General features: G+C 56.8%; 23 protein-coding genes. 5 read left to right on the plus strand and 18 right to left on the minus strand.

The genetic code is table 11. From position 1 onward, the window contains the following. Positions 1-3 precede the first annotated feature (3 nt). From QP995_RS04185 to QP995_RS04205, 5 genes are all read right to left on the minus strand, one after another. Entirely contained in the window at positions 4-1,347 is a 1,344-nt protein-coding gene (locus tag QP995_RS04185; RefSeq protein ID WP_224433128.1) for a uracil-xanthine permease family protein, read from the minus strand. Between the two features lie 96 nt (positions 1,348-1,443). Further along, positions 1,444-3,051, minus strand: a complete 1,608-nt coding sequence (gene hflX, locus QP995_RS04190; RefSeq protein WP_070652953.1) for a GTPase HflX — start codon at positions 3,049-3,051, stop codon at positions 1,444-1,446. A 75-nt stretch (positions 3,052-3,126) separates the two neighbouring features. Next, complete coding sequence (locus tag QP995_RS04195) at positions 3,127-3,444, minus strand: FeoC-like transcriptional regulator (protein WP_141739556.1); 318 nt, start codon at positions 3,442-3,444, stop codon at positions 3,127-3,129. A 102-nt stretch (positions 3,445-3,546) separates the two neighbouring features. Continuing rightward, positions 3,547-5,532: a ferrous iron transport protein B gene (gene feoB, locus QP995_RS04200; RefSeq protein WP_049170878.1), complete on the minus strand. Its 1,986-nt coding sequence runs from the start codon at positions 5,530-5,532 to the stop codon at positions 3,547-3,549. A gap of 43 nt (positions 5,533-5,575) precedes the next feature. Then, positions 5,576-5,833 carry a FeoA family protein gene (locus QP995_RS04205; RefSeq protein ID WP_016422620.1) on the minus strand — a complete coding sequence of 86 codons (258 nt, stop codon included), beginning with the start codon at positions 5,831-5,833 and terminating at the stop codon, positions 5,576-5,578. A gap of 280 nt (positions 5,834-6,113) precedes the next feature. Here QP995_RS04205 and QP995_RS04210 point away from each other — a divergent pair, with 280 nt between their 5' ends. Continuing rightward, positions 6,114-6,893, plus strand: a complete 780-nt coding sequence (locus tag QP995_RS04210; RefSeq protein WP_049170875.1) for a hypothetical protein — start codon at positions 6,114-6,116, stop codon at positions 6,891-6,893. A 61-nt stretch (positions 6,894-6,954) separates the two neighbouring features. Here the strand turns inward: QP995_RS04210 and dapF are convergent, their stop codons facing one another. From dapF to QP995_RS04225, 3 genes are read right to left on the minus strand one after another with little or no spacing between them, the layout of a single operon-like run. Continuing rightward, positions 6,955-7,878, minus strand: a complete 924-nt coding sequence (gene dapF / locus QP995_RS04215; RefSeq protein WP_049170874.1) for a diaminopimelate epimerase — start codon at positions 7,876-7,878, stop codon at positions 6,955-6,957. Positions 7,879-7,909: 31 nt separating this feature from the next. After that, positions 7,910-8,836 (minus strand): tRNA (adenosine(37)-N6)-dimethylallyltransferase MiaA, encoded by a 927-nt coding sequence (miaA, locus tag QP995_RS04220; RefSeq protein WP_414630014.1) that lies wholly within the window; start codon positions 8,834-8,836, stop codon positions 7,910-7,912. 43 nt (positions 8,837-8,879) lie between these two features. Beyond that, entirely contained in the window at positions 8,880-9,584 is a 705-nt protein-coding gene (locus QP995_RS04225; RefSeq protein ID WP_049170871.1) for a hypothetical protein, read from the minus strand. 161 nt (positions 9,585-9,745) lie between these two features. Between QP995_RS04225 and QP995_RS04230 the strand changes: the two genes are divergently transcribed. Then, positions 9,746-11,110 carry a DUF349 domain-containing protein gene (locus QP995_RS04230; protein WP_284852950.1) on the plus strand — a complete coding sequence of 455 codons (1,365 nt, stop codon included), beginning with the start codon at positions 9,746-9,748 and terminating at the stop codon, positions 11,108-11,110. Positions 11,111-11,274: 164 nt separating this feature from the next. On the opposite strand, the gene QP995_RS04235 is transcribed toward QP995_RS04230, so the two are convergent. The 5 genes from QP995_RS04235 to QP995_RS04255 form a co-directional block, all read right to left on the minus strand. Then, a complete protein-coding gene (locus QP995_RS04235) occupies positions 11,275-12,024 on the minus strand; it encodes an Rv2732c family membrane protein (RefSeq protein ID WP_224433130.1) in 750 nt (249 codons plus the stop codon). Beyond that, positions 12,017-13,564, minus strand: coding sequence for a tRNA (N6-isopentenyl adenosine(37)-C2)-methylthiotransferase MiaB (gene miaB, locus QP995_RS04240; RefSeq protein ID WP_049170866.1), 1,548 nt, complete (start codon positions 13,562-13,564; stop codon positions 12,017-12,019). The genes QP995_RS04235 and miaB overlap by 8 nt, the downstream gene beginning before the upstream one ends. A 106-nt stretch (positions 13,565-13,670) precedes the next feature. Next, on the minus strand, positions 13,671-14,279 hold the full coding sequence (locus QP995_RS04245) for a regulatory protein RecX (protein ID WP_284852951.1): 609 nt from the start codon (positions 14,277-14,279) through the stop codon (positions 13,671-13,673). 43 nt (positions 14,280-14,322) lie between these two features. Continuing rightward, a complete protein-coding gene (gene recA, locus QP995_RS04250; RefSeq protein WP_049170952.1) occupies positions 14,323-15,426 on the minus strand; it encodes a recombinase RecA in 1,104 nt (367 codons plus the stop codon). A 316-nt stretch (positions 15,427-15,742) separates the two neighbouring features. Continuing rightward, a complete protein-coding gene (locus tag QP995_RS04255; RefSeq protein WP_005509697.1) occupies positions 15,743-15,976 on the minus strand; it encodes a DUF3046 domain-containing protein in 234 nt (77 codons plus the stop codon). An 80-nt stretch (positions 15,977-16,056) separates the two neighbouring features. On the opposite strand from QP995_RS04255, the gene QP995_RS04260 reads away from it, so the two are divergent. The 3 genes from QP995_RS04260 to QP995_RS04270 are packed head-to-tail and all read left to right on the plus strand — an operon-like array spanning position 16,057 to position 18,027. Then, complete coding sequence (locus QP995_RS04260) at positions 16,057-16,674, plus strand: biotin transporter BioY (RefSeq protein ID WP_049170862.1); 618 nt, start codon at positions 16,057-16,059, stop codon at positions 16,672-16,674. Between the two features lie 34 nt (positions 16,675-16,708). Next, on the plus strand, positions 16,709-17,410 hold the full coding sequence (locus QP995_RS04265; RefSeq protein ID WP_049170859.1) for an energy-coupling factor ABC transporter ATP-binding protein: 702 nt from the start codon (positions 16,709-16,711) through the stop codon (positions 17,408-17,410). Continuing rightward, positions 17,407-18,027 carry an energy-coupling factor transporter transmembrane component T family protein gene (locus QP995_RS04270; RefSeq protein WP_049170855.1) on the plus strand — a complete coding sequence of 207 codons (621 nt, stop codon included), beginning with the start codon at positions 17,407-17,409 and terminating at the stop codon, positions 18,025-18,027. Before QP995_RS04265 ends, QP995_RS04270 begins: the two co-directional genes overlap by 4 nt. A 5-nt stretch (positions 18,028-18,032) precedes the next feature. Here the strand turns inward: QP995_RS04270 and QP995_RS04275 are convergent, their stop codons facing one another. The 5 genes from QP995_RS04275 to QP995_RS04295 form a co-directional block, all read right to left on the minus strand. Further along, positions 18,033-18,860 (minus strand): PspA/IM30 family protein, encoded by an 828-nt coding sequence (locus tag QP995_RS04275; protein WP_005509356.1) that lies wholly within the window; start codon positions 18,858-18,860, stop codon positions 18,033-18,035. A 141-nt stretch (positions 18,861-19,001) separates the two neighbouring features. Continuing rightward, the gene (locus tag QP995_RS04280; protein WP_016422607.1) at positions 19,002-19,436 is read right to left on the minus strand and encodes a helix-turn-helix domain-containing protein; all 435 of its coding nucleotides are present in this window, start codon (positions 19,434-19,436) and stop codon (positions 19,002-19,004) included. A 51-nt stretch (positions 19,437-19,487) separates the two neighbouring features. Further along, positions 19,488-20,030 carry a CinA family protein gene (locus QP995_RS04285; protein WP_016422606.1) on the minus strand — a complete coding sequence of 181 codons (543 nt, stop codon included), beginning with the start codon at positions 20,028-20,030 and terminating at the stop codon, positions 19,488-19,490. Between the two features lie 24 nt (positions 20,031-20,054). Next, positions 20,055-20,621: a CDP-diacylglycerol--glycerol-3-phosphate 3-phosphatidyltransferase gene (gene pgsA, locus QP995_RS04290; RefSeq protein WP_016422605.1), complete on the minus strand. Its 567-nt coding sequence runs from the start codon at positions 20,619-20,621 to the stop codon at positions 20,055-20,057. 31 nt (positions 20,622-20,652) lie between these two features. After that, a complete protein-coding gene (locus QP995_RS04295) occupies positions 20,653-21,786 on the minus strand; it encodes a TerC family protein (RefSeq protein ID WP_016422604.1) in 1,134 nt (377 codons plus the stop codon). Between the last annotated feature and the right edge of the window lie 216 nt (positions 21,787-22,002).

The raw sequence follows: 22,002 nt of genomic DNA on the forward strand, positions 1-22,002 counted from the left end.
GGCCTACGAGCGGTTCTCGCCGATGCGATTGTAGAGCCAGTTCAAAATTGGATAGCCGATAATAATGCCGACCGACCCCCAAGCAATACCCTCCAGCGTCAGCGAACCAATGTCGAGGGTGAGGTTACCGATACCCGCGATCAGCGCGGTGGCGGCAGCGGTGAGATTAACCGGGTTGTTGAAGTCGACCTTTTCGTCCATCCAGATGCGCACACCGAGCAAACCGATCAGGCCGTAGAGCACCATCGTTGCCCCACCGAGCACGCCGGTAGGAATAGTCAAGATGAGTGCGCCGAACTTTGGAATGAAAGCCAGTGCAATGGCGGTGAAAGCTGCCACCCAGTAAGCTGCGGTCGAATAGACACGGGTAGCGGCCATAACACCGATATTTTCAGCGTAGGTAGTGGTACCAGAACCACCAGCTGAACCGGCGATGGTGGTGGCTAGACCGTCTGCAATAAGAGCATCGCCAGCGATGTCATCGAGGTTTCGGCCGGTCATGGCAGCAACAGCCTTGACGTGACCGACATTCTCTGCGATGAGTACTACGATGACGGGCAGACCAATCAGCATCGCATTGAAGTGGAACTCCGGCGCGTGGAATGCGGGCAGACCAATCCAGGCGGCATTGCCGACAGTTTCTGTAGCCTCGGGCGAGAGATTTCCAGTGGCAGCGGCGAAGACCCAGCCGATTAGTACGCCGATAAGGACACCCAGACGGCTGACCATACCGCGGCCAGCGACGGTTGCGAAGACAATGGATGCCATCGTGACAAATGCGACCAACGGCTGAGTGGCGAAGTTCTCCGTGGCGGCAGGCGCCAGGTTAAGTCCGATGAGAGCGACGATGGCACCGGTTACTGCAGGTGGCATCACTGCATCGAGGACACGCTTGCCGGCGAACTTTACAACGCAGCCAACGAGCATGAGCGCGATGCCGGCGCAGAGCACGACACCGAGCTGAACACCAATACCCTGCGCCTGTGTCGCGGTCAGTGGTGCGATGAAGGCAAACGACGAGCCCAGGTAAGAGGGCAAGCGGTTTCGGGTGATTAGCAGGAAGACAATCGTGCCGATACCCGAGAACAGCAGTGTGGTATTGACTGGGAAACCAGTCAACAGCGGCACCAGAAGAGTTGCACCAAACATGGCAATGACGTGCTGTGCGCCAATGCCAATTGTACGAGGCCAATCGAGGCGTTCGTTGGGAGCCACCACGGCTCCCGGTGCAATCTTTCGACCGTCACCGTGAATATCCCAACCGAAAAGACGGCCACGTTCGGCGTTTTCAGCAGGCGGATTTGCGGAGGTTCCCTGTTGGGTCTCCGCGTCAGAAGTAGAATTCATGGTTGTAATGCTAGTGGATGCCCACCGCAGATCACGCCACGGATACCGCATTAAACCCAGGACTGCCGGAGCTCTTTGTCGCTCTCCCTGTTCCGACTAGGCGTCGTTGCTACTATCCTCATTCGCATCCGCCGTGAAGTGAGGATCCGCTGCAGGTTCGATGCGGTATGCCGACAGTTCATCCGCGAGGCTAGTGGGCAAACGCACATCCATCTGGGTGCCTTGCTCTGTCCATGTCTCCGACAGCACGGTCGCATCTTCGTGGAGCATGGAGACAATATTGCCCTTGTCATAGGGGATCAACATGTGGACGTGAGACTCCAGCTCATTGAGTGCAAGCTCGAGTCGGGTCTCCAGTTCACCGATCCCCTCACCCGTTCGCGCAGAGACAAAGACCGCATCATCGAGCTGGTGGCGCAGTTGCGCCAGAGTGATGCCATCGGCCTTGTCCACCTTGTTGACTACCAACAGCTCGGGCGGAATCTCGGCCTTTTCTTCCTCCGCGATTTCGTTGATGACTTTGTTGACAGCCTTAATCTGCTCCAGCGGGAATGGGTCAGAGGAGTCTACGACGTGCATGATGACGTCGGCTTCGAGCACCTCTTCCAAGGTCGAGCGAAAAGCTTCAATGAGCTGCGTCGGCAAGTGGCGAACAAATCCGACCGTATCGGTCATAATCACCGTGCGACCGTCGCGAAGCTTGGTGCGACGAGTCGTCGGATCCAGCGTTGCAAACAGCGCGTCTTCCACCAGCACACCAGCGCCTGTCAGTGCGTTGAGCAACGAAGATTTACCCGCGTTGGTGTAGCCGACAATTGCCACGCGCGGCAGGTGTCCAGCCTTACGACGTGCGCGTTTAATCTCACGCGCAGTCTTCATGCCAGCTAATTCCTTGCGGATTCGCGCCATATCTTGGCGTAGGCGCTGACGATCGGTTTCGATCTTAGTTTCACCCGGACCACGCAGACCCACGCCGCCGTTGGAGCCCGCGCGACCACCAGCCTGACGCGATAGGTTGCCGCCCCAGCCGCGCAGACGCGTGTACAGGTACTGCATTTGTGCCAGCGAGACCTGCGCCTTGCCCTCCTTGGACTTCGCGTGCTGAGCAAAGATATCCAGAATCAGCATGGTGCGGTCAATAACCTTGGCGTCAAGGCGATCCTCCAGCGCCACCAACTGGCCGGGAGACAGCTCACCGTCGCAAATAACTGTATCTGCGCCGGTAGAGGCGACAATATCGCGAAGCTCGTTGAGCTTGCCGGATCCCACGTAAGTACCAGGGTCCGGCTTATCGCGACGCTGCAGCACCATCTCTAAAACTTCCGAACCTGCAGTCTCTGCCAGCGCGGCGAGCTCCTCCATCGCCACTTCGGCTTCCTGCAGGGTCCCGGATGTCCAGACACCGAGCAGCACAACGCGCTCCAGTCGGAGCTGACGGTACTCGACCATCACCTCTTCGGATTCAGTATGTGCTACTGACCTGGTCAGCCGGCGCAGAGAGGAACGCGCCTCCAAATCCAAATCACCGACGGTAGGTTCCCTTTGCGTGCCGACGTTCGTTGCGAACGCATCCCCGGAGGCACTATCGGCGTTCTCGCCAGCATCATTAGCGTCGATGAAAAAATCGTCCATCTCGTGCGAGGTGCGAGCTTGCTGCGACGTTTCGTCGCTGACCTCATCAAAGTTGTTGGAAAAATTCGTCATACTAGCTGCTATTGTCGCATGACAAGCCAAATTCTCCGCATTGTGTGCGGAGAATACCGAGCCGAAGCTCAAGACTTAGGCTGCAGAAGGTGGCCTGCGTGTCAGAACCAGTGCGACCGGACCACTATTAGAACTACCGCCAGCACACGTACCGCTGTCGGACATTCCGCAGTTGGAACAACCTCCGCCTGGGCACATGCCACCGAGGGATTCCCGGCGCAGTTGGCCGGTGTGTTCCATGCGGTCAAGGATGAGGTCTACCGTTGCTCGCTGCAGGCCAGTGATTTCGCAAATCTTGCGTCGGGAGCTAATGCCCTGCGCAATTGCATCCTGAACGGCTTCTGAAGGCCGACGAGTAACCGTCGTATTCTTCCTGGCTCTAAAGAGTCCCACGGCGATAGCTCCTTTCCGTATCGCGATTCTTGTTGGATCTGATTTCTAGTTCGCAAGTGTGACTTAGTAGCTTTGCCGAAGCTACTAGGAATCAACGAGGCTTTACAGGAACAGCTTCAACCCTTGGAAAACAATCACGGCCAGTGCCCATGCAACGACCAGCTGCGCTAGCAAACCGAAGCCCGTCCACTTCAAGCCGATCTCTCGACGTTGTGCCGCGAGCGTAGCCACGCACGGTGTGTAAGCCAGCAGGAAGATCATGTAGGCCCAGACTGCTGCCAATCCATGTCCATCGGATGCATTGTCAAAGTCACGTCGAATATTCTCCGCGAGCGGGCTGGAGGCCTGTTCGCTCGAATCGGAGTCGGTGACGTCCTCCACTGCATAGGTCTGTGCCCAGGTAGAAATGACGGCTTCCTTGGCCACAAAGCCCGTCACCAACGGACCTGTCAGAGACCATGTACCGAAACCTGCCGGGTTAAACACAGGAGCAATAGTTTCGCTGACTGCACCGTATGCGGAGTCCTGCGGTGCCAGGTCTTCATCGGCAAAGGAGTGCCCGGAGACAACCGGGATAGACATCAGAAGCCATACGACGATGACGGTGCTGACGATGATTCCACTAGCGGTCTGCAGGAAGCCCTTCAGACGCATCCACATCACAGATAGTGCCAGCCGTGCGGTCGGAAGCTGGTAGGTTGGCAGGTCAATGACCAGCGGTTCCGACGGCATGGTGCGCCACAAGGTCTTACGCAGTGCAAGGCCGGTCAGAACGATCAGCAGAATCGAGATCACGTACATAGCGAAGACGACTGTGCCCGCGTGTTCCGAGAAGAACACCGCACCCAACATGACATACACGGTTAGACGCGCCGAGCAGGAGGTAAACGGAACCAGTAGTGCCGTCAAAATGCGGTGGCGCGGATTACTCAGCACACGTGTTGCCGAAATCGCTGGCACGTTACAACCAAAGCCAACAATCAGCGGAATAAATGCCTTACCCGGAAGACCAATTGCACGCATGACACGGTCAGCCACCACGGCTGCACGCGCCATATACCCTGAATCCTCGAGTACTGCGAGGCACAGGAACATGAGTGCCATCAGCGGAACGAAGGTCAGCACCATGCCGACACCACCGATGATGCCGTTTACAAGCAGCCCGGTGACAATCGGATGGTCCCATCCCACCGCTTCTAATCCACGAGTAACCAAATCTGCGAAATTACCGGTAATAAGGGTTTCCAAACCGTCCTGCAACGGTGCTGCTACCGTCGTCGTGATTTGGAAGACTGCCCACATAACTGCCAGGAACACAATCGGTCCGAGCACCGGGTGAAGAACCACGTTATCAATGCGGTCGGAGAAAGTCTGGCGATCTTCCACCCCGCCCGTAGATGCCGCAACCGCCGCATCAATCGCGGCAAAGCGTGCGTCGTCCAGGCGTTCAATCGATTCACCATCGACCTGGCGAATCGGTGACGACACCGAACTACATCCGTCCAGAGCCGCTGCTACCGCGTCGGCCAACCGCGCCATTCCCGCTTTACGACGGGGATCCAGCGCCACCACCGGCATCCCCATAGCTGACTGCAATGCGTCCGGATTCACATCGATGCCCTTGGCCTTGGCAACATCTAGTTTGGTCAGAGCCAGAACGATGCGCTGGGGCTGTTCCGCCAATTCCGCGGCCATGTAGAGGCCACGGCCCAGTGCCGTGGCGTCGACAACGACAACGACGAGATCCGGGCGTTCTTCTTCCGGTTTCTCGATGAGCATCTCGCGAGTGAGCTCTTCGTCCGGACTCATGGCATCCAGCGAGTAGGCACCCGGGAAATCGATGACATCGTACTCAGCGGCATCGGTCTTCCACGCGCCACGGCTGACCTCCACGGTCGTACCAGGCCAATTGCCCATCTGCGCTTTCGCACCAGTCAAACTATTGAACAGTGTTGACTTACCGGAGTTCGGTGCGCCGACTACTGCGACAACAGGTGCACCATCCTTTGCTGGTGCTCCGCCACTGCATGCATGGCAGCTGGGCGTGGATGCGAATTTTCGCGTTGAGGAATCCGTAGGTGTTGTCATTGTTTACTTTCAGAAGGGAGGTGAGAAAAGAGATGTAGGGGCCCTAACCCACGACGGACATCTTGTGCAGCGTGCTGGCATCGATGGCGTAGCGCGTTGCGCCAGCATGGACGATTCGCCCACCGCCGCTGGTGCTCCGTCCCACAGTGACACTCATTCCAGGGCGAAGCCCCAGTTGCGAAAGCCTGCGGCACAGGCGCTCATCCACATGCGACGCTCCCAGAGTGACGGTTACCCCCACCGGGACGTCGGCAAGCGACTGAATGTCATCCGACTGTTTTCGAGACCGCAATCCGAGCATGAGAAACCTCGCTTATATAGATAAGAATTAAGCTAAGCAAATCGTGTTTACAGAGATGAGCTTACTCTTAGGCATGCCTAAATGGAATAAACCCGACACACCTAAGGAAAGTTATTTATGCCACACTTACCCTTTACCTATTTAGCGTGGCAGAATTGTTAGTCCCATCCGAATAGTTGCCGCGGCGTGCAGGAATGGTTCTAGGTACCCCAGAGCACAATGTGCTCACGTGCGATTCGTTAGTTCGCAGATGAAGATATGGGAAGTATCATCGAAAAGTATGACTACTGACTTGCGAAGCATTGGCATGGACTACCCCAGCTGGCGAGACGCGATGGAAGCCGCGATTGCCAGTGACAATCTGTCGGTCATCGGCGAGGTCCGCGGTGGCCAGCTGGTCCGTTTCGAAGATTCCTCTGGTGCGCGTCTGCACATCCTGGGTGTTGAACCATTTTCTACCTACGCCGGCTTCGCGGGCAGCCCGACCGTCACTGCCCATGTATCCAGCGTGGACGATGTCTTGGCGCTCGTGGAAATCGTCGAGGATGATCCCTCCTCGGATAACTTTGATAAGGTCATCGAGGTCGCTACCTGCCTGCTGTCACAGGGGCCAATGATTGTTGATGCCGGAACTCAGACTTTTGAGCATGTCGCGCTATCAGCTCTAGCAACTGATTTCACCCTCGACGCATCCATCGAAGAGTACGAGAAGCGCACCGGGGCAACCCCGACAACATTGGACTTCGAAGGTGCTAAGGCAATTGTCGGAGATCAGGTCGGGAAGACATCGCCTAGCGCAACCGTGAAACTGGCTGGTGTTATCAATAACTCCCGCAAGCATGTCAATGAGCTAACCGGCAAGAAGTTCTGGGTGCTCAACCTTGCTCTTCCGACTCCCATGGACGTACTTGTCCCCGGCGGCGACGAAGCTCCCCAGCCAGGCATGGTCGTTTCCGGTACTTTCTCACTGACCGGTGAGATCATTCCGCCTCAAGGTTGCGGAGGCGGCTGTGGCGATGGCGGCTGTGGTTGTGGCGACGGTGGCTGCGGCGGACACTAGTCCGCTGATTCCCCCACCGCTTCCAGTACCCCGCTAGTGCTCCTGCAGCACTAGCTACCAGTCACAGGGCTTCCAGCTCAATATCGCCGAGCGTGTGAATCACGCTCGGCCCGGTCAAGGTCGCCGAGAAGTCCCCATCCGCATTGCTGGCCTTGTGGACATCCACAGTCACCACACCGCCGGGCACCTTGACTGTCACAGCCCCCTCAGTCCGGCCGGCATCGGCCAGCGCGGCAATAGCTGCCGCAACCGTACCGGTGCCACACGAGCGGGTCTCACCAACTCCGCGTTCAATTACTCGCATGGTCACCGAATCAGAGGCATCCAACGGAGTGACAATTTCCACATTGAGGCCGTTCGGGAACATGGCTTCGTCGGCACGCACTGGCTTCGCGACACTACCCGCCGCTTCCAATTCCAGCTCCGCCAGAGCGGCGGCATTTAGGCCAGGCATGACGCAGGCCAAATGCGGATTTCCCACGTCGACACCAATCCCGGCGAATTTCTGGGCATTGTTGCCCGAACCAATGAACGCAGTAGCGAGACCGAGGACTTCCGGCTGGCCCATATCCACCCCGACGACCGCGTGCCTGCGGCTGAGCTCATCAATCGAAACAGCGCGCAGCCCTGCTCGAGTGCCCACCCGCAAAGTTCCGTCGACGACACTGTCCGGGCTGTGAATCGCGGCAATATAGTGTGCAAAGACGCGGACACCATTCCCGCACATCTCGGCAATAGAACCGTCACTATTGCGGTAGTCCATAAACCAATCGTCGGCTTTAACGCCCTCCGGCAATGCCGCCAAAACACCGGCATCGACGAGTTTCCCCGCTCGGGCAACCCGCAGGACGCCGTCAGCGCCAAGACCTCGCTGTCGATCGCACACTGCTGCGACCAGTGATTCGGTCAAATCAATCGACACCAAATCATCTGGAAAAATCAAGAAATCGTTTTGCGTACCGTGGCCTTTGGCAAATGAAACCATGCCCTTGATGCTAGCGGGAGGTCCGAATCTCTTACAGACCAAGTGCGGAAAACGCCTGTCCCGGCACGTCACCGGCAGCGTCTAGCCACATGATCCGATGATCACGGTTGAACCAGGAGCGCTGACGCCGCACATACCTGCGCGTACCAGTAATCGTGCGTTCACAAGCCGTATCCAGGTCGTAAACCCCATCGAAGTAGTCCAGCACCTGCGCATAGCCAATCGCGCGACTAGCGGTCACACCTTCGCGCAACCCTTGCGCAATCAAACTCTCAGTTTCTTCCACCAGGCCAGCGGCAAACATGCCCCGCGTACGCTGTTCAATCCGCGGATTTAGCCATTCCGCCTGCGTGCGCAACCCCAATATGCGAGTGTTCCACCGCGGTGGCTTATCAATCGACGGCTTCGACGCTGCAAAAGGTTTGCCCGTGAGCTCGATGACCTCCAGGGCGCGGACGGTGCGCCGCGGGTCATTGGTCTCAATAATTGCCGCCGCATCCGGATCAATCTCTGCCAGCCGATCATGCAACGCCGCCGGACCGATCTCGTCCTGCACTGTCTCCCACTTCGCACGTACCTCAGGATCCGTAGGTGGAAACTGCCAGTCGTCCACCAACGCCTGCACATACATCATCGACCCGCCGACAAGGATGGGGACTTTCCCCCGCGCGCGAATGTCCTCAACATCCGCAACCGCCTCACGCTGATACGTCGCCACACTCGCCGGCTGCGTCACGTTCAGAACATCGAGTTGGTGGTGCGGAATCCCCCGCCGCTGATCCACCGACAGCTTCGCTGTTCCGATATCCATCCCTCGATACAGCTGCATCGAATCAACATTGACGACCTCACCGCCAAGCTGCTTCGCAAGCACCAGCCCCAAATCCGACTTTCCCGACGCCGTCGGCCCTACCACCGCAATCGGCACCGGCAAGCTCTCACTCTCGAAAGCCGTCACTACCCAGTTCACACTCCTGCACAAAAACTAAAAACGCGCGCTCTTACTTCGCAACACACCGCCAGCTGGCCACGTGGTAGCCGATTCCATAAGGCGCCCCGTCATAGTAAGAACGCTTTACGACGGTCATTCCAGACCCCGTCCAGCTTTCAGCAGCTTTACTCAGCTGCTGCCATAACTCGGCCGCGTACGCGCCGGGAGCTGGAAACACAATATTTTCCACGTTAATGCTTGAGCAGTCCTGACCAGCAATCAGACTGCACAGCGCATCAACCTCCGCTGCACCTTCAATTACGCCGACCGGGGAATCGTCCGCAAGGCCGAATGCGCCGTCGACAAGCACAAGCAGACGCGTGTGACCGGCAGCGAGTGCCTCAGCGATAGAGTCGAAGCACGTTGCCTGAATGACGCGGCCAGTGGGTCCTTCAGAATTCCGTCGCGCGTAGTCTTCGATAAGCCAGCGCCCCAGCAGCTCAGGTAATTCGGTTCCGCCTGACACCGTGACATCAACCCCATACGGAGAAAGACTGCCGGGTGCGCTGGTCTGGTGCGGGGACTTCGCCTGCATCCTGCCAGTGATAATAGCGACCGCGCCGGGCTCTCCGGGTTCGTCATGTCTCCACAGCGTCGCGACGGTTTCACGGGCATGACGGCGCAATTCCGTGGCGGTGGGCGCAAAACCACCCAGCTCCTCGACGATGAGGAGCGCACGCGGAACGATAACAAGCCGAGGCAAACGCGAATTCACGTCCTCAACGCTACCGTGAGGGGCTAGTCGATGCCTTAATCCGGCGGTGTTACGCGCGCTGTGCCAAAATTTTTGGGATACTCGAGCACATACCGTAAGTGTTTGATGGCAGCCGTGTCGCGCGGCAGTTCTGCATGAAGATTGGAAGAGGTTTACCCACTATGACCGGTACCAGCAATTCCCCTAAGCCAGGTCCACGCCCGGGTCCACGTCCCGGACCTCGACCAGGCTCAATGCCGGCTCATCGTGAGGCCCCTGGAGCTACTCCAGCGCCTGCGGGGTCGGCCGCTGTGGCACATGCCGTCCACAATGATCCAAAGAAGTTTGGCCGCATTGACGAAGACGGCACTGTTTGGCTGGTCACCAGCGCCGGCGAGCGCAATATTGGTTCCTGGCAGGCCGGCACCGTAGAAGAGGGTTATGCCCACTACGGCAAGCGCTACGAGGATCTGGCCACCGAGGTCGAGCTACTGGAATCTCGTGCAGTCTCCCACCCGCAGGAGGCAAAGACCATTTCTCACAACGCAGTTGAACTGCGTGAGAGCCTTGCCACCGCCACGGTCCTCGGCGATATCGATGCGCTGGATAAGCGCCTTGCAGAGGTCATTGCCACCTCCCACGTCGCAGAGGAAAAAGTCGCTCACGACAAGGCAGAGCGCCGTAAGAACGCCATCGCACGTAAGGAAGAGCTCGCCGCAGAGGCCGAAGAGCTCGCAGAGAACTCCACCGAGTGGAAGGTCGCCGGCGACCGTATCCGCGAAATTCTCACAGAGTGGAAGCAGATTCGCGGCATCGACCGCAAAACTGATGATCAGCTCTGGCGCCGATACTCCCGCGCGCGTGATTCTTTCAACCGCCGCCGCGGTGCCCATTTTGCGGAACTGGACCGCAACCGTGCGGCTGCTCGCCGCGTTAAGGAGGACATCATTGAGCGAGCTGAGGCCCTGAAGACCTCCACTGATTGGGGTGGCACCGCTGCTGCCTTCCGCGACCTGATGGCTGAGTGGAAGGCCGCTGGTCGAGCCCCACGCGAGGTCGATGACAAGCTGTGGGCGCAGTTCAAGGCCGCCCAGGATGAGTTCTTTGGTGCTCGCAACGCGGTCAACGAAGCTCGAGACAGGGAGTTCGAGGAAAACGCTGCGGCCAAGGACGCACTGCTGGCTGAATACGAAGACCGCATTGATCCGTCCAAGGGCCTCGATCACGCTCGCAACGAACTGCGTCAGTTGCAGGAGAAATGGGAGGCCATCGGCTTTGTGCCGCGTGGTCGTGTGCGTGAGTATGAAAACCGCATTGGCGCACTGGAAAAGCGCGTCTCCGATGCTGCCGATTCGCAGTGGCGCCGTACCGACCCCGAAGCACAGGCTCGCGTCCAGCAGTTCGCCGACCGCGCAGCGGAGTTTGAGCAGAAGGCCGCCGAACTCGAGGCGAAGGGCAAGACTTCTCAGGCAGCCAAGGCTCGGGAGCAGGCCGAACAGTGGCGACAGTGGGCAGAGCAGGCCGCGGAGACTCTCAAGGAGCTCTAACAGAAGCTAGTTGTGTGTCGGGGAAGCATGTTCTCGCTCTCCGGCGTCCGCAACAGAATCCTGGCTCAGCTACGCGCTGGCAACGCGTCGATGGTTAAAAGTAAGGGGCTCTCTTCCGGAGTGGAAGAGAGCCCCTTACTTACTGCGCTAGTTAAAAAGTCTCACTACTCGTCGCTGACCTGTTCGTCCTGTTCGCCGGTCTGCTGAGAGACATTGTCCGCACTACTGCCCTGCTGGCCGCGATTGCGTCGGCGAGCACGTTCACGGCGGTCGTCGACGACCTCAACATCCGTTGTCGTATTCGGTGTCAGGCCCGCCCGCAGGTAAACCTGCTGCGCGCGCAGTACCGGATCGGTGTCAGCGTGCTTGCGACGTTTCGTCGCGATTGCGAGCTGCTCCTTACTACGTCGGAAAGCGATGAAAGTCACGGAGATGGCCAGTAGAAAACTGCAGAAAATACCGAGCATCAGGCCGAAAGAAATACCCTCGCCGGCCAGTTCCTGTGGACGAGACTGACGCATCCAGCCAGCGAAGACTGAGTAGACCATCTGAATACAGGCAAAAAACCAGGTGACGAATGCGAGAATCGTCGTCCGCGTAATCAGCGTGGCAATAGCTAGCAAGACACCTACCACCACGAGAATGGAGTAAATTCGCTCCGGTCGAGTCGTGAAGTACTGATGCGCAACATCCGTATCCAGCAACACATCAAAGCCCAAAACGACGCCAGAGTGCGGAAGGAAGAAACTCGTAATGAGGCCGATGACGGCAACCATCATCGGAATCACCGCACGGCCGAGATCCAGCTCGCCAGCGGCCTTGCGCTCCTGAACCCGCAACGCCTGCGCGGATTCCACCGACTGCTCGCTAGTGGATTCCATATCACTTTCCGGCGAAGCCTTGTCACTACTCACAGCCGCATCCCTCACTTACACTCGTTTTCTCCGGGCGCCCAATCTTTGGCAAGCCCAGACCAACTCCGATCGGCGCGGTCGTCGGAGTCTGGCCGACCTCTACATTATCCCCCGCCTTAGTGCGGCGGTGTGTGAGCACACCGGAGTCAGCAATGAGGAAGTGCGGTGCGGAGTCGGTCACGCGTACTGTCACGTAATCACCTGGGCGAATCTTGCGGTCGACGATGCCTGGTTCGCTTTCCGACGGGCTGAAGTGCACCAGGCGGCCATCCCGACTACGACCAGACATGCGATGAGTCTCCGCATTCTTACGGCCATCGGACTGGCTGACCAGCAGCTCGACTTCCCGGCCGACTAGCTTAGCGTTTTCTTCCTCGGAAATACGCTCCTGAAGCGCTAGCAGCCGACCATAGCGTTCCTTCACAACCTGTGGTGGAACCTGATCCGCCATGGTTGCCGCCGGAGTTCCCGGGCGGGGCGAGTATTGGAAGGTGAACGCCGAGCTAAAACGAGCCTTTTCCACCACGTCGAGAGTTTGCTGGAAGTCCTCTTCAGTCTCGCCTGGGAAACCGACAATAATGTCAGTGGTAATGGCGGCATCCGGCATTTTTTCCCTAACCTTCTCCAGAATTCCCAGGAATTTCTTGGTGCGGTAGGAACGGCGCATGTCTTTCAGCACTCGGTCGGAACCGGACTGTAGTGGCATGTGTAGCTGATGAACCACGTTCGGTGTCTCCGCCATGGCGTCGATGACATCATCGGTGAACTCAGCTGGGTGCGGAGACGTAAAGCGCACGCGCTCCAACCCCTCAATCTGGCCGCAGGCGCGCAGCAACTTGGAAAAAGCCGAGCGGTCGCGTTCCATGTCAGGGTCGGCGAAGTTAACACCATAGGCGTTGACATTCTGTCCAAGGAGGGTGACGTCAGTAACGCCCTGCTCCACGAGTGCCTGCACCTCAGCGAGAATCTCGCCTGGACGACGATCGCGTTCCTTACCACGCAAACTGGGGACGATGCAGAAGGTGCACGTGTTGTTGCAGCCTACGGAGATACTCACCCAACCTGCGTAAGTGGATTCACGCTTGGCCGGCAGCACCGAGGGAAATTCTTCCAGCGCGTCCTTAATCTCGACTTCAGCCCGGTCATTATGAGCGGCGCGTTCCAACAGTGCTGGCAACGAACCCAAGTTATGCGTACCGAAGACAACGTCCACCCATGGGGCCTTCTTTACGACGACGTCCTTATCCTTCTGGGCCAAGCAGCCACCGACGGCAATCTGCATGCCTGGGTGAGCATCCTTGACTGGTTTGAGCTGTCCCAACGTGCCATAAAGGCGATTGTCCGCATTCTCTCGAACGGCACAGGTGTTGAAAACGACCAGATCAGGATTATCGCCTTCTGCAGCCGCTACATAACCGTTTTCTTCCAGCAAGCCAGACAGTCGTTCCGAGTCATGGACGTTCATCTGACAACCGAACGTACGTACCTCATATGTGCGAGGCGAAGACTGCTGCTGAGAGTTCAAAGAAGGGGTAGTCACGGCAGTTTAGGTTAGCTGTTTATGGCCCATTTCCCCAATCAGCGACCCCTTTAAACCTGACGGGTCCGCAGCCGGCGTGCTAATCCGGCGTGCGGTGGCACCGGCGCTAATCTGTGTCCTCTTCGAGTTCCCGGTATCGCTCTTCTAACTGATCCCGAGCAATGCTCATGGACAATTCAGAGGGGAAACCACGCCGCGCCAGCACACCGACGACTTTGCGTAAATCCTTTTGCTTGGAGTTGAAGTCAGGTGCCACTGTTTTAATAGTGGCCGCTTTCTTCGCCGCTAGCTTCCGGGCGACTTCTTCTTCCGCGTTGTGCGTAATCTGCTCCAACGCATCTGCACGAAGTGAAACATCAATGCCCTTTTCCTGCAGCTCCCGGTTCAAAACCATCTTCGACTTGCCGCGACTGGCAAAGCGCTGCCGCACCCATTCGGATGCGAAAAGCTCGTCGTTGACCAATCCACTTCGGGTCAGGTCATCAACGACTTCTTCAATCATCGAGGTTGGAAACTCCTCGACTGCCTCGAGCCTTTCTACGAGTTCCTTGCGGGAACGCATTCGCTGATCGAGCAAGCGCAGTGCCTTAGCACGAACCGGGGCCTTGGATTCCTCACGACCCGCATCGTAGAGCGAACTACCGTCAGCTTCCGCAATTTGCTGAGCAAGCTTTTCGATAGTCTCCCGCACATCGCGGCCGTTACGATCCTCCACGGTCCTCACTTTTCGTGTGTCGCGGCACTACGCCTCGAGCTAGCTAGTCTTCCAAATCATCGAAGTCGATGTCCGGCACGACATCGACAGGGGCATCGATATCGGTCTCGTCCTCGACCTCCGCGAATTCCCCGACGCCGAGCTTCTTCTTGATCTTGACTTCGATTTCCTGGGCAATTTCTGGATTCTCGCGCAGGTGCATACGAGCCTTTTCCTTGCCCTGCCCCAACTGATCGCCCTCGTAGGTAAACCACGAACCGGACTTCTTGACAATGCCGTTATCAACGCCCATGTCAATCAACGAGCCCTCACGCGAAATGCCCTCGCCGTAGATGATGTCAAACTCTGCCTGCTTGAACGGCGGCGACACCTTGTTCTTGACTACCTTCAAGCGCGTGCGGTTACCCACCGCATCCTGGCCATCCTTCAACGTCTGAATTCGGCGTACGTCACAGCGAACGGAAGCGTAGAACTTCAGTGCTTTACCACCCGTGGTGGTCTCAGGAGAGCCGAACATGACGCCAATCTTTTCACGCAGCTGGTTAATGAAGATGGCAGTGGTACCGGTGTGGGACAGCGCACCCGTCATCTTGCGCAGCGCCTGACTCATCAACCGCGCCTGCAGACCAACGTGGGAATCGCCCATTTCACCGTCGATTTCAGCCTTCGGAGTCAACGCGGCCACCGAGTCAACCACAATGATGTCAATAGCACCGGAACGCACCAACATATCTGTGATCTCAAGTGCCTGCTCACCGGTATCTGGTTGGGATACCAGAAGGTTGTCCGTATCTACTCCAAGCTTGCGCGCATAAACCGGATCCAGCGCATGCTCCGCATCAATAAATGCGGCAATACCGCCCTGCCGCTGCGCCTCTGCAATAGCATGCAGTGCGACTGTGGTCTTACCCGAGGATTCTGGACCATAGATTTCTACGATACGACCACGCGGGAACCCGCCCAGGCCCAAGGCCACGTCGATAGCGATATTGCCGGAGGGAATAACCTGAATTGGAGGACGATTGTCGTCCCCCAGGCGCATAACTGCACCCTTACCAAAGTCCTTCTCAATATTCGCCAGAGCTACATCGAGCGCCTTCAGGCGATCATTGCCCTGGTTCGAAGCCGTAGCCTTCTTACGAGCCATAGTTCGTTGTTCTTCCTCATTGTCATTGTCGCGGTCATTGTCGCGTACGGTATCGGGTTCTGGAGCCGTACTCAGAGAATGTGTCTCCCGATTTTCATCCAAAACAGAAACTTCGCTCACACTTAATTAGGCGCGAAACTAGCCGTTCCGGTTCCAAATTGGTCCGCGACACCTCTACTGCCGGTTACACCCGGAAGTTATACCGAATCAGACGGATTGACTTCATCAGCACTTTCGATAATATGCGAAACCCTGTTCGAATGGCAACGACACGCAAGAGCCGTCGGCAAGCATTCACCGTCGTCTACGCCGGAACCTATTCGTCAGGACCGTACCAGCGGTCTTCGGGAATATCGTGTTCCCTACACAGCGCCCACCAGATATCCCGAGGTTCGACCCCGTCCTCGAGCAATTCCGCGGGAGTTTTTCCATATTCCATCAGTACGTGGGAATGCAACAGCCACGGGCCGTGCTGAGGCCCAAATTCGTGGTTGACGAAGTTGTGAAAATCGGCCAATCGCATGAGACCAACGTACAAGATACCTGTCACTGATACCTACCTGGCCACCCTCTTTTCATAACCTAATCCCCGCTCCCCTGCCTGAACAGTGCTCAACTCATGGGTTTAAGATGAGAGCTGTGAATAATTCCAAGGTGTATGACCTCACTCTTATCGCTGCTTTCGCAGCACTGATCATCGTGCTCGGCGGCATTGCCATTCCCGTTGGCGGCCTCGGCGTGCCAATCGTGCTACAGAACATGGGCATCGCACTGGCCGGGATGATTCTCGGATTCAAACGCGGTGGCCTCGCCACTACCCTGTTCCTGGCTGTTGGTCTCGTGGGCGTCCCAAACATGGCGGGCTGGAAACCACTTCTCGCCGCACTTCCCGGCCCTACCGTGGGCTACATTGTCGGCTACTTAATTGCAGGTTTCGCAATCGGCGCGATTGCCCAGCAAGCACCACGGGCGAAAGTTTCACGAATCAGCGTCTTCATCGGCGCGGGCCTCGTTGGAGTTCTACTACAGTACTTCTTCGGATCTGTCGGATTGGCTTGGCGTATGGGACTTAGCTTCACCGACGCACTGATTACCAACGTCCCGTTTATCCCAGGCGACGTGGCAAAGGTTGTCGTAGCCGCGCTTATTGCTACTGCAGTACTGCAGGCTTTCCCTGATTTGCTTCCCGACGCTGCCAACCGTAAGCAAAGTCGTTTGGTTAAGGAAGCAGCCACCTCGGGCAATTAACCCCACAGAATTAGAAAGGGTCTCGAGTCGCACTATGCCCACCATCGCTTTTGACCGCGCTTCCGCAACCTATTCGGGACGCCAGATACTGAAGCCGACCACGCTAACTCTCACAGAGAAGCGCATTGGCATTATCGGCGAAAACGGTGGCGGTAAGTCCACGCTGGTGCGACTCATTAACGGCCTGGGCCCGGTCACTGGTGGCACGGTCACGTATGAGGGCATGAATGTCGCAAAGCAGGCAAAGGCAATTCGCAAGAATGTCGGCTTCATCTTTTCTGATGCGGATAATCAAATTGTGATGCCTACAGTCGCAGAGGACATTGCCTTTTCACTACGCAAGCGAAAACTACCAAAGGATGAGCGCAACCAGCTGGTGCAGGAAGCCCTCGAGCGGTTTGGGCTTGCCGATCATGCTGACGCCTCGCCACACTTGCTCTCGGGTGGACAAAAACAGCTACTGGCGCTGGCGGCAGTGTTAATTCTTAATCCCACGACCATTATTGCCGATGAGCCCACTACGCTCCTCGACTTGCGCAATCGTCTCCACATTCGGAGTATTTTCGCCCAGCTTGAGCAGCAAATTATCGTGGTCACTCATGATCTGGATTTTCTTATGGACTTCGACCGAGTTATCCGTGTAAGCGCAGGAGAAATCGTCGACGACGGTGCGCCGAAGGAAGTTATTGACCGATACGTCAGCGATATGACTCGTGCGGAAGAAGGCCGCTCATGATTCATCCAGCCGATGTCCCGTTAGGGCTTTACCTAAACCATAAGTCGCCTGTGCACAGGCTCCCGACGGCCCCCAAACTCATCATTGTCATCGCATTTTTATTGCTCACCGGGATTCTCGTGGATACCTGGCTAGGCGGGGCGATTGCCCTGGCAATTGTCACCCTCGCTTATGCGGTGGCCAAGGTGCCACCAATGGTTGCTTTCCGACAGCTCCGTGGAGCCGTAGTCATTTTGGCGCTGCTTTCGCTTCTCCTGTGGTGGCGCGCCGGGGGTGAGCAAGCGCTGACGACCTTCCTCGCGCTTCTCGCCGCAATCGCAGCGGCAATATTGCTAACGCTGACGACCCGCGTCAGCGACATCATGGATACTTTGACCACTGCGATGCAGCCGTTCGCCCGTTTCGGCCTACCAGTCGACACCATCGCGCTCGCACTATCGCTGACGCTGCGTATGATTCCGCTTCAGGTTATGGCCGCTGCCGAGGTACTGGAGGCTCGAAAAGCACGAGGGGCTGCCGGCTCAATCATTGCCTTCGGCGTACCTGTGGTCATCCGAACCATTAATCGCTCGAAGGCAATGGGTGATTCGCTAATCGCACGTGGTGAAGGTGAGTAGGAGAATTAATTGCCCTCACGCAGCTGGCGCATGCGCTCAGCAACAGCAGGGTCAACGTTGGAGGCAGCGCTTCCCTCGATGGACTTCTGAGCCTCGCCACCAGAGAGCTCGTTGCCACCGTTCATTTCTGCGCGGATTTGCTCCAGGCGAGAGTGCCCAGCAAGCTGAACGCCTGCGGCCTCTACCTCAGCCATACGCCCCTGAACCGAGTTCTGAGCTAGCTCGGCCTGACCAAGAGCGTTAGCGTAACGACGCTCAATCTTGTCACGAACCTGATCCAGATTAGGTGTAGCCCCCGAAGAAATCTGATTCATCGACTGCAGGGACTCAGAGACTTTCTCCTGCATCTTTGCTTGCTCCAGCTGGCTGAGGAGCTTTGCGCGCTCCGCGACCTTCTGCTGCAGCTGCATGGAATTACGCTCGACGGCCTTCTTAGCCTGAGCCGCCTGCTGCAGCGACTGATCGTGCAGAGCCTTCAAATCTTCTACCGACTGCTCAGCAGTAACCAACTGAGCTGCGAAAGCCTCAGCTGCGTTCTCATACTCCGTAGCCTTGGCAGTATCCCCCTCAGCACGAGCCTTGTCAGCGAGCTGCAATGCCTGACGAGTGTTCCCCTGCAGCTTCTCAATCTCAGCGAGCTGACGGTTAAGGCGCATTTCCAGCTGGCGCTGATTACCAATCACCGCCGCTGCCTGCTGCGATAGTTCCTGGTGCTGCCGCTGGGCATCCTCGATAGCCTGCTGAATCTGCACCTTCGGATCAGCGTTTTCCTCAATCTTGGAATCAAAAGCGGCCATCAAGTAATTCCACAGCTTTACAAATGGATTAGCCATAGCGTCCCATACACCTTTCTTATTGCAACTACCTCAAAGCAGGTCTGTGCTTATCGCGCACCCAATCTTAACTAAAGCCGAGCGTCTTCGGGTGCTAAGTACCGGAGCAATGGAATGAAATTCCACCGCCGCAACCAATTTCTACATCGCTGCCAATTCTGGGCTCGCCGAATGCAGGGCCATCGCTGTGGCTGCTTCCATCATCAAATCCGACACCGTCACACCAAGCGCCGCGCATACCGACGCCAGCAGCTCAGATGAGACTTCTTTCCGTCCACGCTCAAGCTCAGACAAATAACCAGGGCTAATAGCCGCATTTTCAGAAAGCTCACGCAGCGTCTGTCCACTGCGCGAACGGATATCACGCAGCGTCTCCCCCAGTGCCTCTCGCAGGAGTGGCTCACGGGATTCTCCCCGTTCCGCCAAATCCTGTGCCGTTAACTTTGCAACCGATCCAGGCTGCTCCCCTACAGCCACCCGCGCCGACGGTGCTGTGGCATCCATGGAAGCTTCGAAAGCGGCAGCGCTATCTACCTCTGGGTAGCGAATGGTCATAAGTGCAGTATTGTTGGTCATCACTTTCTCTAACGCTTTAGAAGGCCGACCTGTTCCCAATTTTCAAAAATTCTACTCACCGTCGAGATTCTGCAACAACAGTTCTAACGCCAATACCACTGCTTGACGACGAATCTCCGCGCGCGACCCCTCTTTATTCACCGGCAACCTAACAGCAGTTACCCCATCAAGGTACGAAACTCCCGGCGGTTTCAGACCACACCAGACTTCACCTACTGGGTGCCCATCCTGCATCGCTGGACCAGCAACGCCAGTTAGCGAAATCCCCCAGTCCGCCACTGCTTTATTTGCCACTCCAAGTGCCATATACCGGGCCGTCAACTCGGACACGGGGCCATATGCGGCCAAAGCATCCTTTGGCACGTCGGCAAGCAACGCCTTCGTGTCAGTGGCGTAAGTGACCACGCCACCGCGGAGAACGGCGGAGGCTCCCGGTACGGAGGCAACTGTAGCGCAGAGAAGACCTGCGGTAAGTGATTCTGCGGCTGCAAAAGTCTCGCCACGAGCCGTAAGCGTTTGGACGAGTTGAAGCGAAACGCCATCGACACCGTCAGCGTTTTCGTCGCTCTGGGCGAGGCGTTCGACTGTGTTCACAGCTTTACCCTCCACTTAATTTCTCTACGAGACCTTTCGCGCATCCACAATGTACTGGATACCAGTACCGACGGTGACGACAATGGCGGCAACCATCACAATCCAGGACGGCCAGAACAACCAGTCCACTGGCATCAGGAAGAGCCCCACTGCTACAGACTGCAGGACCGTCTTTATCTTGCCGCCCCGAGAAGCCGGAACAACACGCCCCTGACGCAGGGCGAACATACGCCAGATGGTGATGCCACCTTCGCGAATCACGATGATGACAGTCACCCACCACGGCAGAATGTCGATGATGTTCATACCAATCAGCGCAGCCAGCATTAGAGCCTTATCGGCAATCGGATCGGCAATCTTGCCAAAGTCGGTAATGAGGTTACGGCTACGTGCGAGGTGCCCGTCCAACTTGTCAGTCGCCATCAGAAGCGCGAATACGACAAACGACCACCAGCGCCAATTGGTGGCTTCGCCGCCCTCCTGAAGAAGTACCCACAGGAACACCGGTACTCCGAGGATGCGAAGCACGGTCAGGAAATTGGGCAAGTTCCAGTTGGAAACACGGCTTGTATCAGCACTTGGAGCAGTCACAGTTGTTACCTTATCTCACAATCGTGTTCGATTAACGCCCAGGCTCGTTCTTACCGGTGTGTGAACCGTTAGTTTCGCTTCCGGCCGACGTTGACCCCTCACTGACAGAAGTAGAGGAGGCGTGAGAGCCGAGGCCATCGCGGCTTCCATCATCATCGTGGTGAACACGCGGAAGGGCAATCGCACCCATGTTTTCATCACGCTTGCTCTTGAGCCACGATGCCAGGACAGTCACCACCAGAACGATGACGATGACCGCCAGCGACGCCCAGGTCGATACTTCAGGCACCGACACGTTCTCACCGCTGTTGATAAACGGCAGGTTGTTTTCATGCAGTGCGTGCAACAGCAACTTCACACCAATAAAGGCCAGGATGACACCCAGGCCATAAGCCAGGTACACCAAGCGATCCAGCAGACCGTCGAGCAGGAAGTACATCTGTCGCAACCCCATGAGAGCAAGGGCATTTGCAGTAAAGACGATATATGCCTCATCCGTCAGGCCGTAGATAGCCGGGATAGAGTCAAACGCAAACATCACATCGATAAAACCGATGGACACCAGCGCGATGGCAAGTGGAGTCAAGTAACGCTTGCCGTTTTCCTTAACGGTCAGCTTGTCCTTGTTGTAATGGTCCGAAATTGGGACGATTCGACGCAGCCATTGAATCAGCTTCATATCCGACGGATCGGGTTCCGGCTTATCGACGGCTTCGTCGTACACCGTCTTGATAGCCGTGTAAATCAGGAAGATTGCAAACAGGTAGAAAACGTCAGACCACTTGGCAATAACTGCCGCACCAGCCCAAATGAACAGGCCTCTGAATACCAGCGCCATCGCAATACCGAACAGCAAAACCTTTTGTTGGTACTGGCGCGGAATCTTGAATGCGCCGATGATGAGTGCAAAGACAAATAGATTGTCTACGCTGAGCGCCTTTTCGGTGATATAGCCCGATAGAAACTCAATGCCTCGGTGGTGATCCCATAACAACCACACCATTCCGCCGAAAATTAATGCCAAGACTACGTAGAAAGCGGTCCAGATGCCGGCTTCCTTCATAGTTGGGTTATGCGGCGTGCGAACGTGTGCATAGAAGTCAAAGGCGATAAAACCCATGACGACCACAATGGTGATAATCCATACCAATGCGGGGACATGCATATTAAAAAAAGACCTCCGGTCGTGCGAACATGAACCGGAGGTCTCTCCTGCTTCTGCCATAGTGGCAAAAGTGACGGCACCGGGATTCGATGTGCGCAAGACGAGTCTGTGCGTCCAATCCGTGCTGACGATAACCGTCACGGGCTAGCGGAAAACATCCACTTTTACCGGGGATACTCCCCTCCACGTGTGCCGACTATACACGCAATCAGAAAC

It is taken from the genome of Corynebacterium sp. MSK032 (genome assembly GCF_030232065.1).
In the GTDB taxonomy this organism is placed as follows: domain Bacteria; phylum Actinomycetota; class Actinomycetes; order Mycobacteriales; family Mycobacteriaceae; genus Corynebacterium; species Corynebacterium jeikeium_D.

What these genes read in the sequence shown, in the direction of transcription:
- QP995_RS04275 (WP_005509356.1), bottom strand. Translation starts at nt 18,860, where the DNA reads ATGGCTAATCCATTTGTAAAGCTGTGGAATTACTTGATGGCCGCTTTT.
- QP995_RS04185 (WP_224433128.1), bottom strand. Translation starts at nt 1,347, where the DNA reads ATGAATTCTACTTCTGACGCGGAGACCCAACAGGGAACCTCCGCAAAT.
- QP995_RS04270 (WP_049170855.1), top strand. Translation starts at nt 17,407, where the DNA reads ATGATTCATCCAGCCGATGTCCCGTTAGGGCTTTACCTAAACCATAAG.
- QP995_RS04260 (WP_049170862.1), top strand. Translation starts at nt 16,057, where the DNA reads ATGAGAGCTGTGAATAATTCCAAGGTGTATGACCTCACTCTTATCGCT.
- QP995_RS04205 (WP_016422620.1), bottom strand. Translation starts at nt 5,833, where the DNA reads ATGCTCGGATTGCGGTCTCGAAAACAGTCGGATGACATTCAGTCGCTT.
- QP995_RS04230 (WP_284852950.1), top strand. Translation starts at nt 9,746, where the DNA reads ATGACCGGTACCAGCAATTCCCCTAAGCCAGGTCCACGCCCGGGTCCA.
- recA (WP_049170952.1), bottom strand. Translation starts at nt 15,426, where the DNA reads ATGGCTCGTAAGAAGGCTACGGCTTCGAACCAGGGCAATGATCGCCTG.
- QP995_RS04265 (WP_049170859.1), top strand. Translation starts at nt 16,709, where the DNA reads ATGCCCACCATCGCTTTTGACCGCGCTTCCGCAACCTATTCGGGACGC.
- QP995_RS04295 (WP_016422604.1), bottom strand. Translation starts at nt 21,786, where the DNA reads ATGCATGTCCCCGCATTGGTATGGATTATCACCATTGTGGTCGTCATG.
- QP995_RS04210 (WP_049170875.1), top strand. Translation starts at nt 6,114, where the DNA reads ATGACTACTGACTTGCGAAGCATTGGCATGGACTACCCCAGCTGGCGA.
- hflX (WP_070652953.1), bottom strand. Translation starts at nt 3,051, where the DNA reads ATGACGAATTTTTCCAACAACTTTGATGAGGTCAGCGACGAAACGTCG.
- QP995_RS04280 (WP_016422607.1), bottom strand. Translation starts at nt 19,436, where the DNA reads ATGACCAACAATACTGCACTTATGACCATTCGCTACCCAGAGGTAGAT.
- feoB (WP_049170878.1), bottom strand. Translation starts at nt 5,532, where the DNA reads ATGACAACACCTACGGATTCCTCAACGCGAAAATTCGCATCCACGCCC.
- dapF (WP_049170874.1), bottom strand. Translation starts at nt 7,878, where the DNA reads ATGGTTTCATTTGCCAAAGGCCACGGTACGCAAAACGATTTCTTGATT.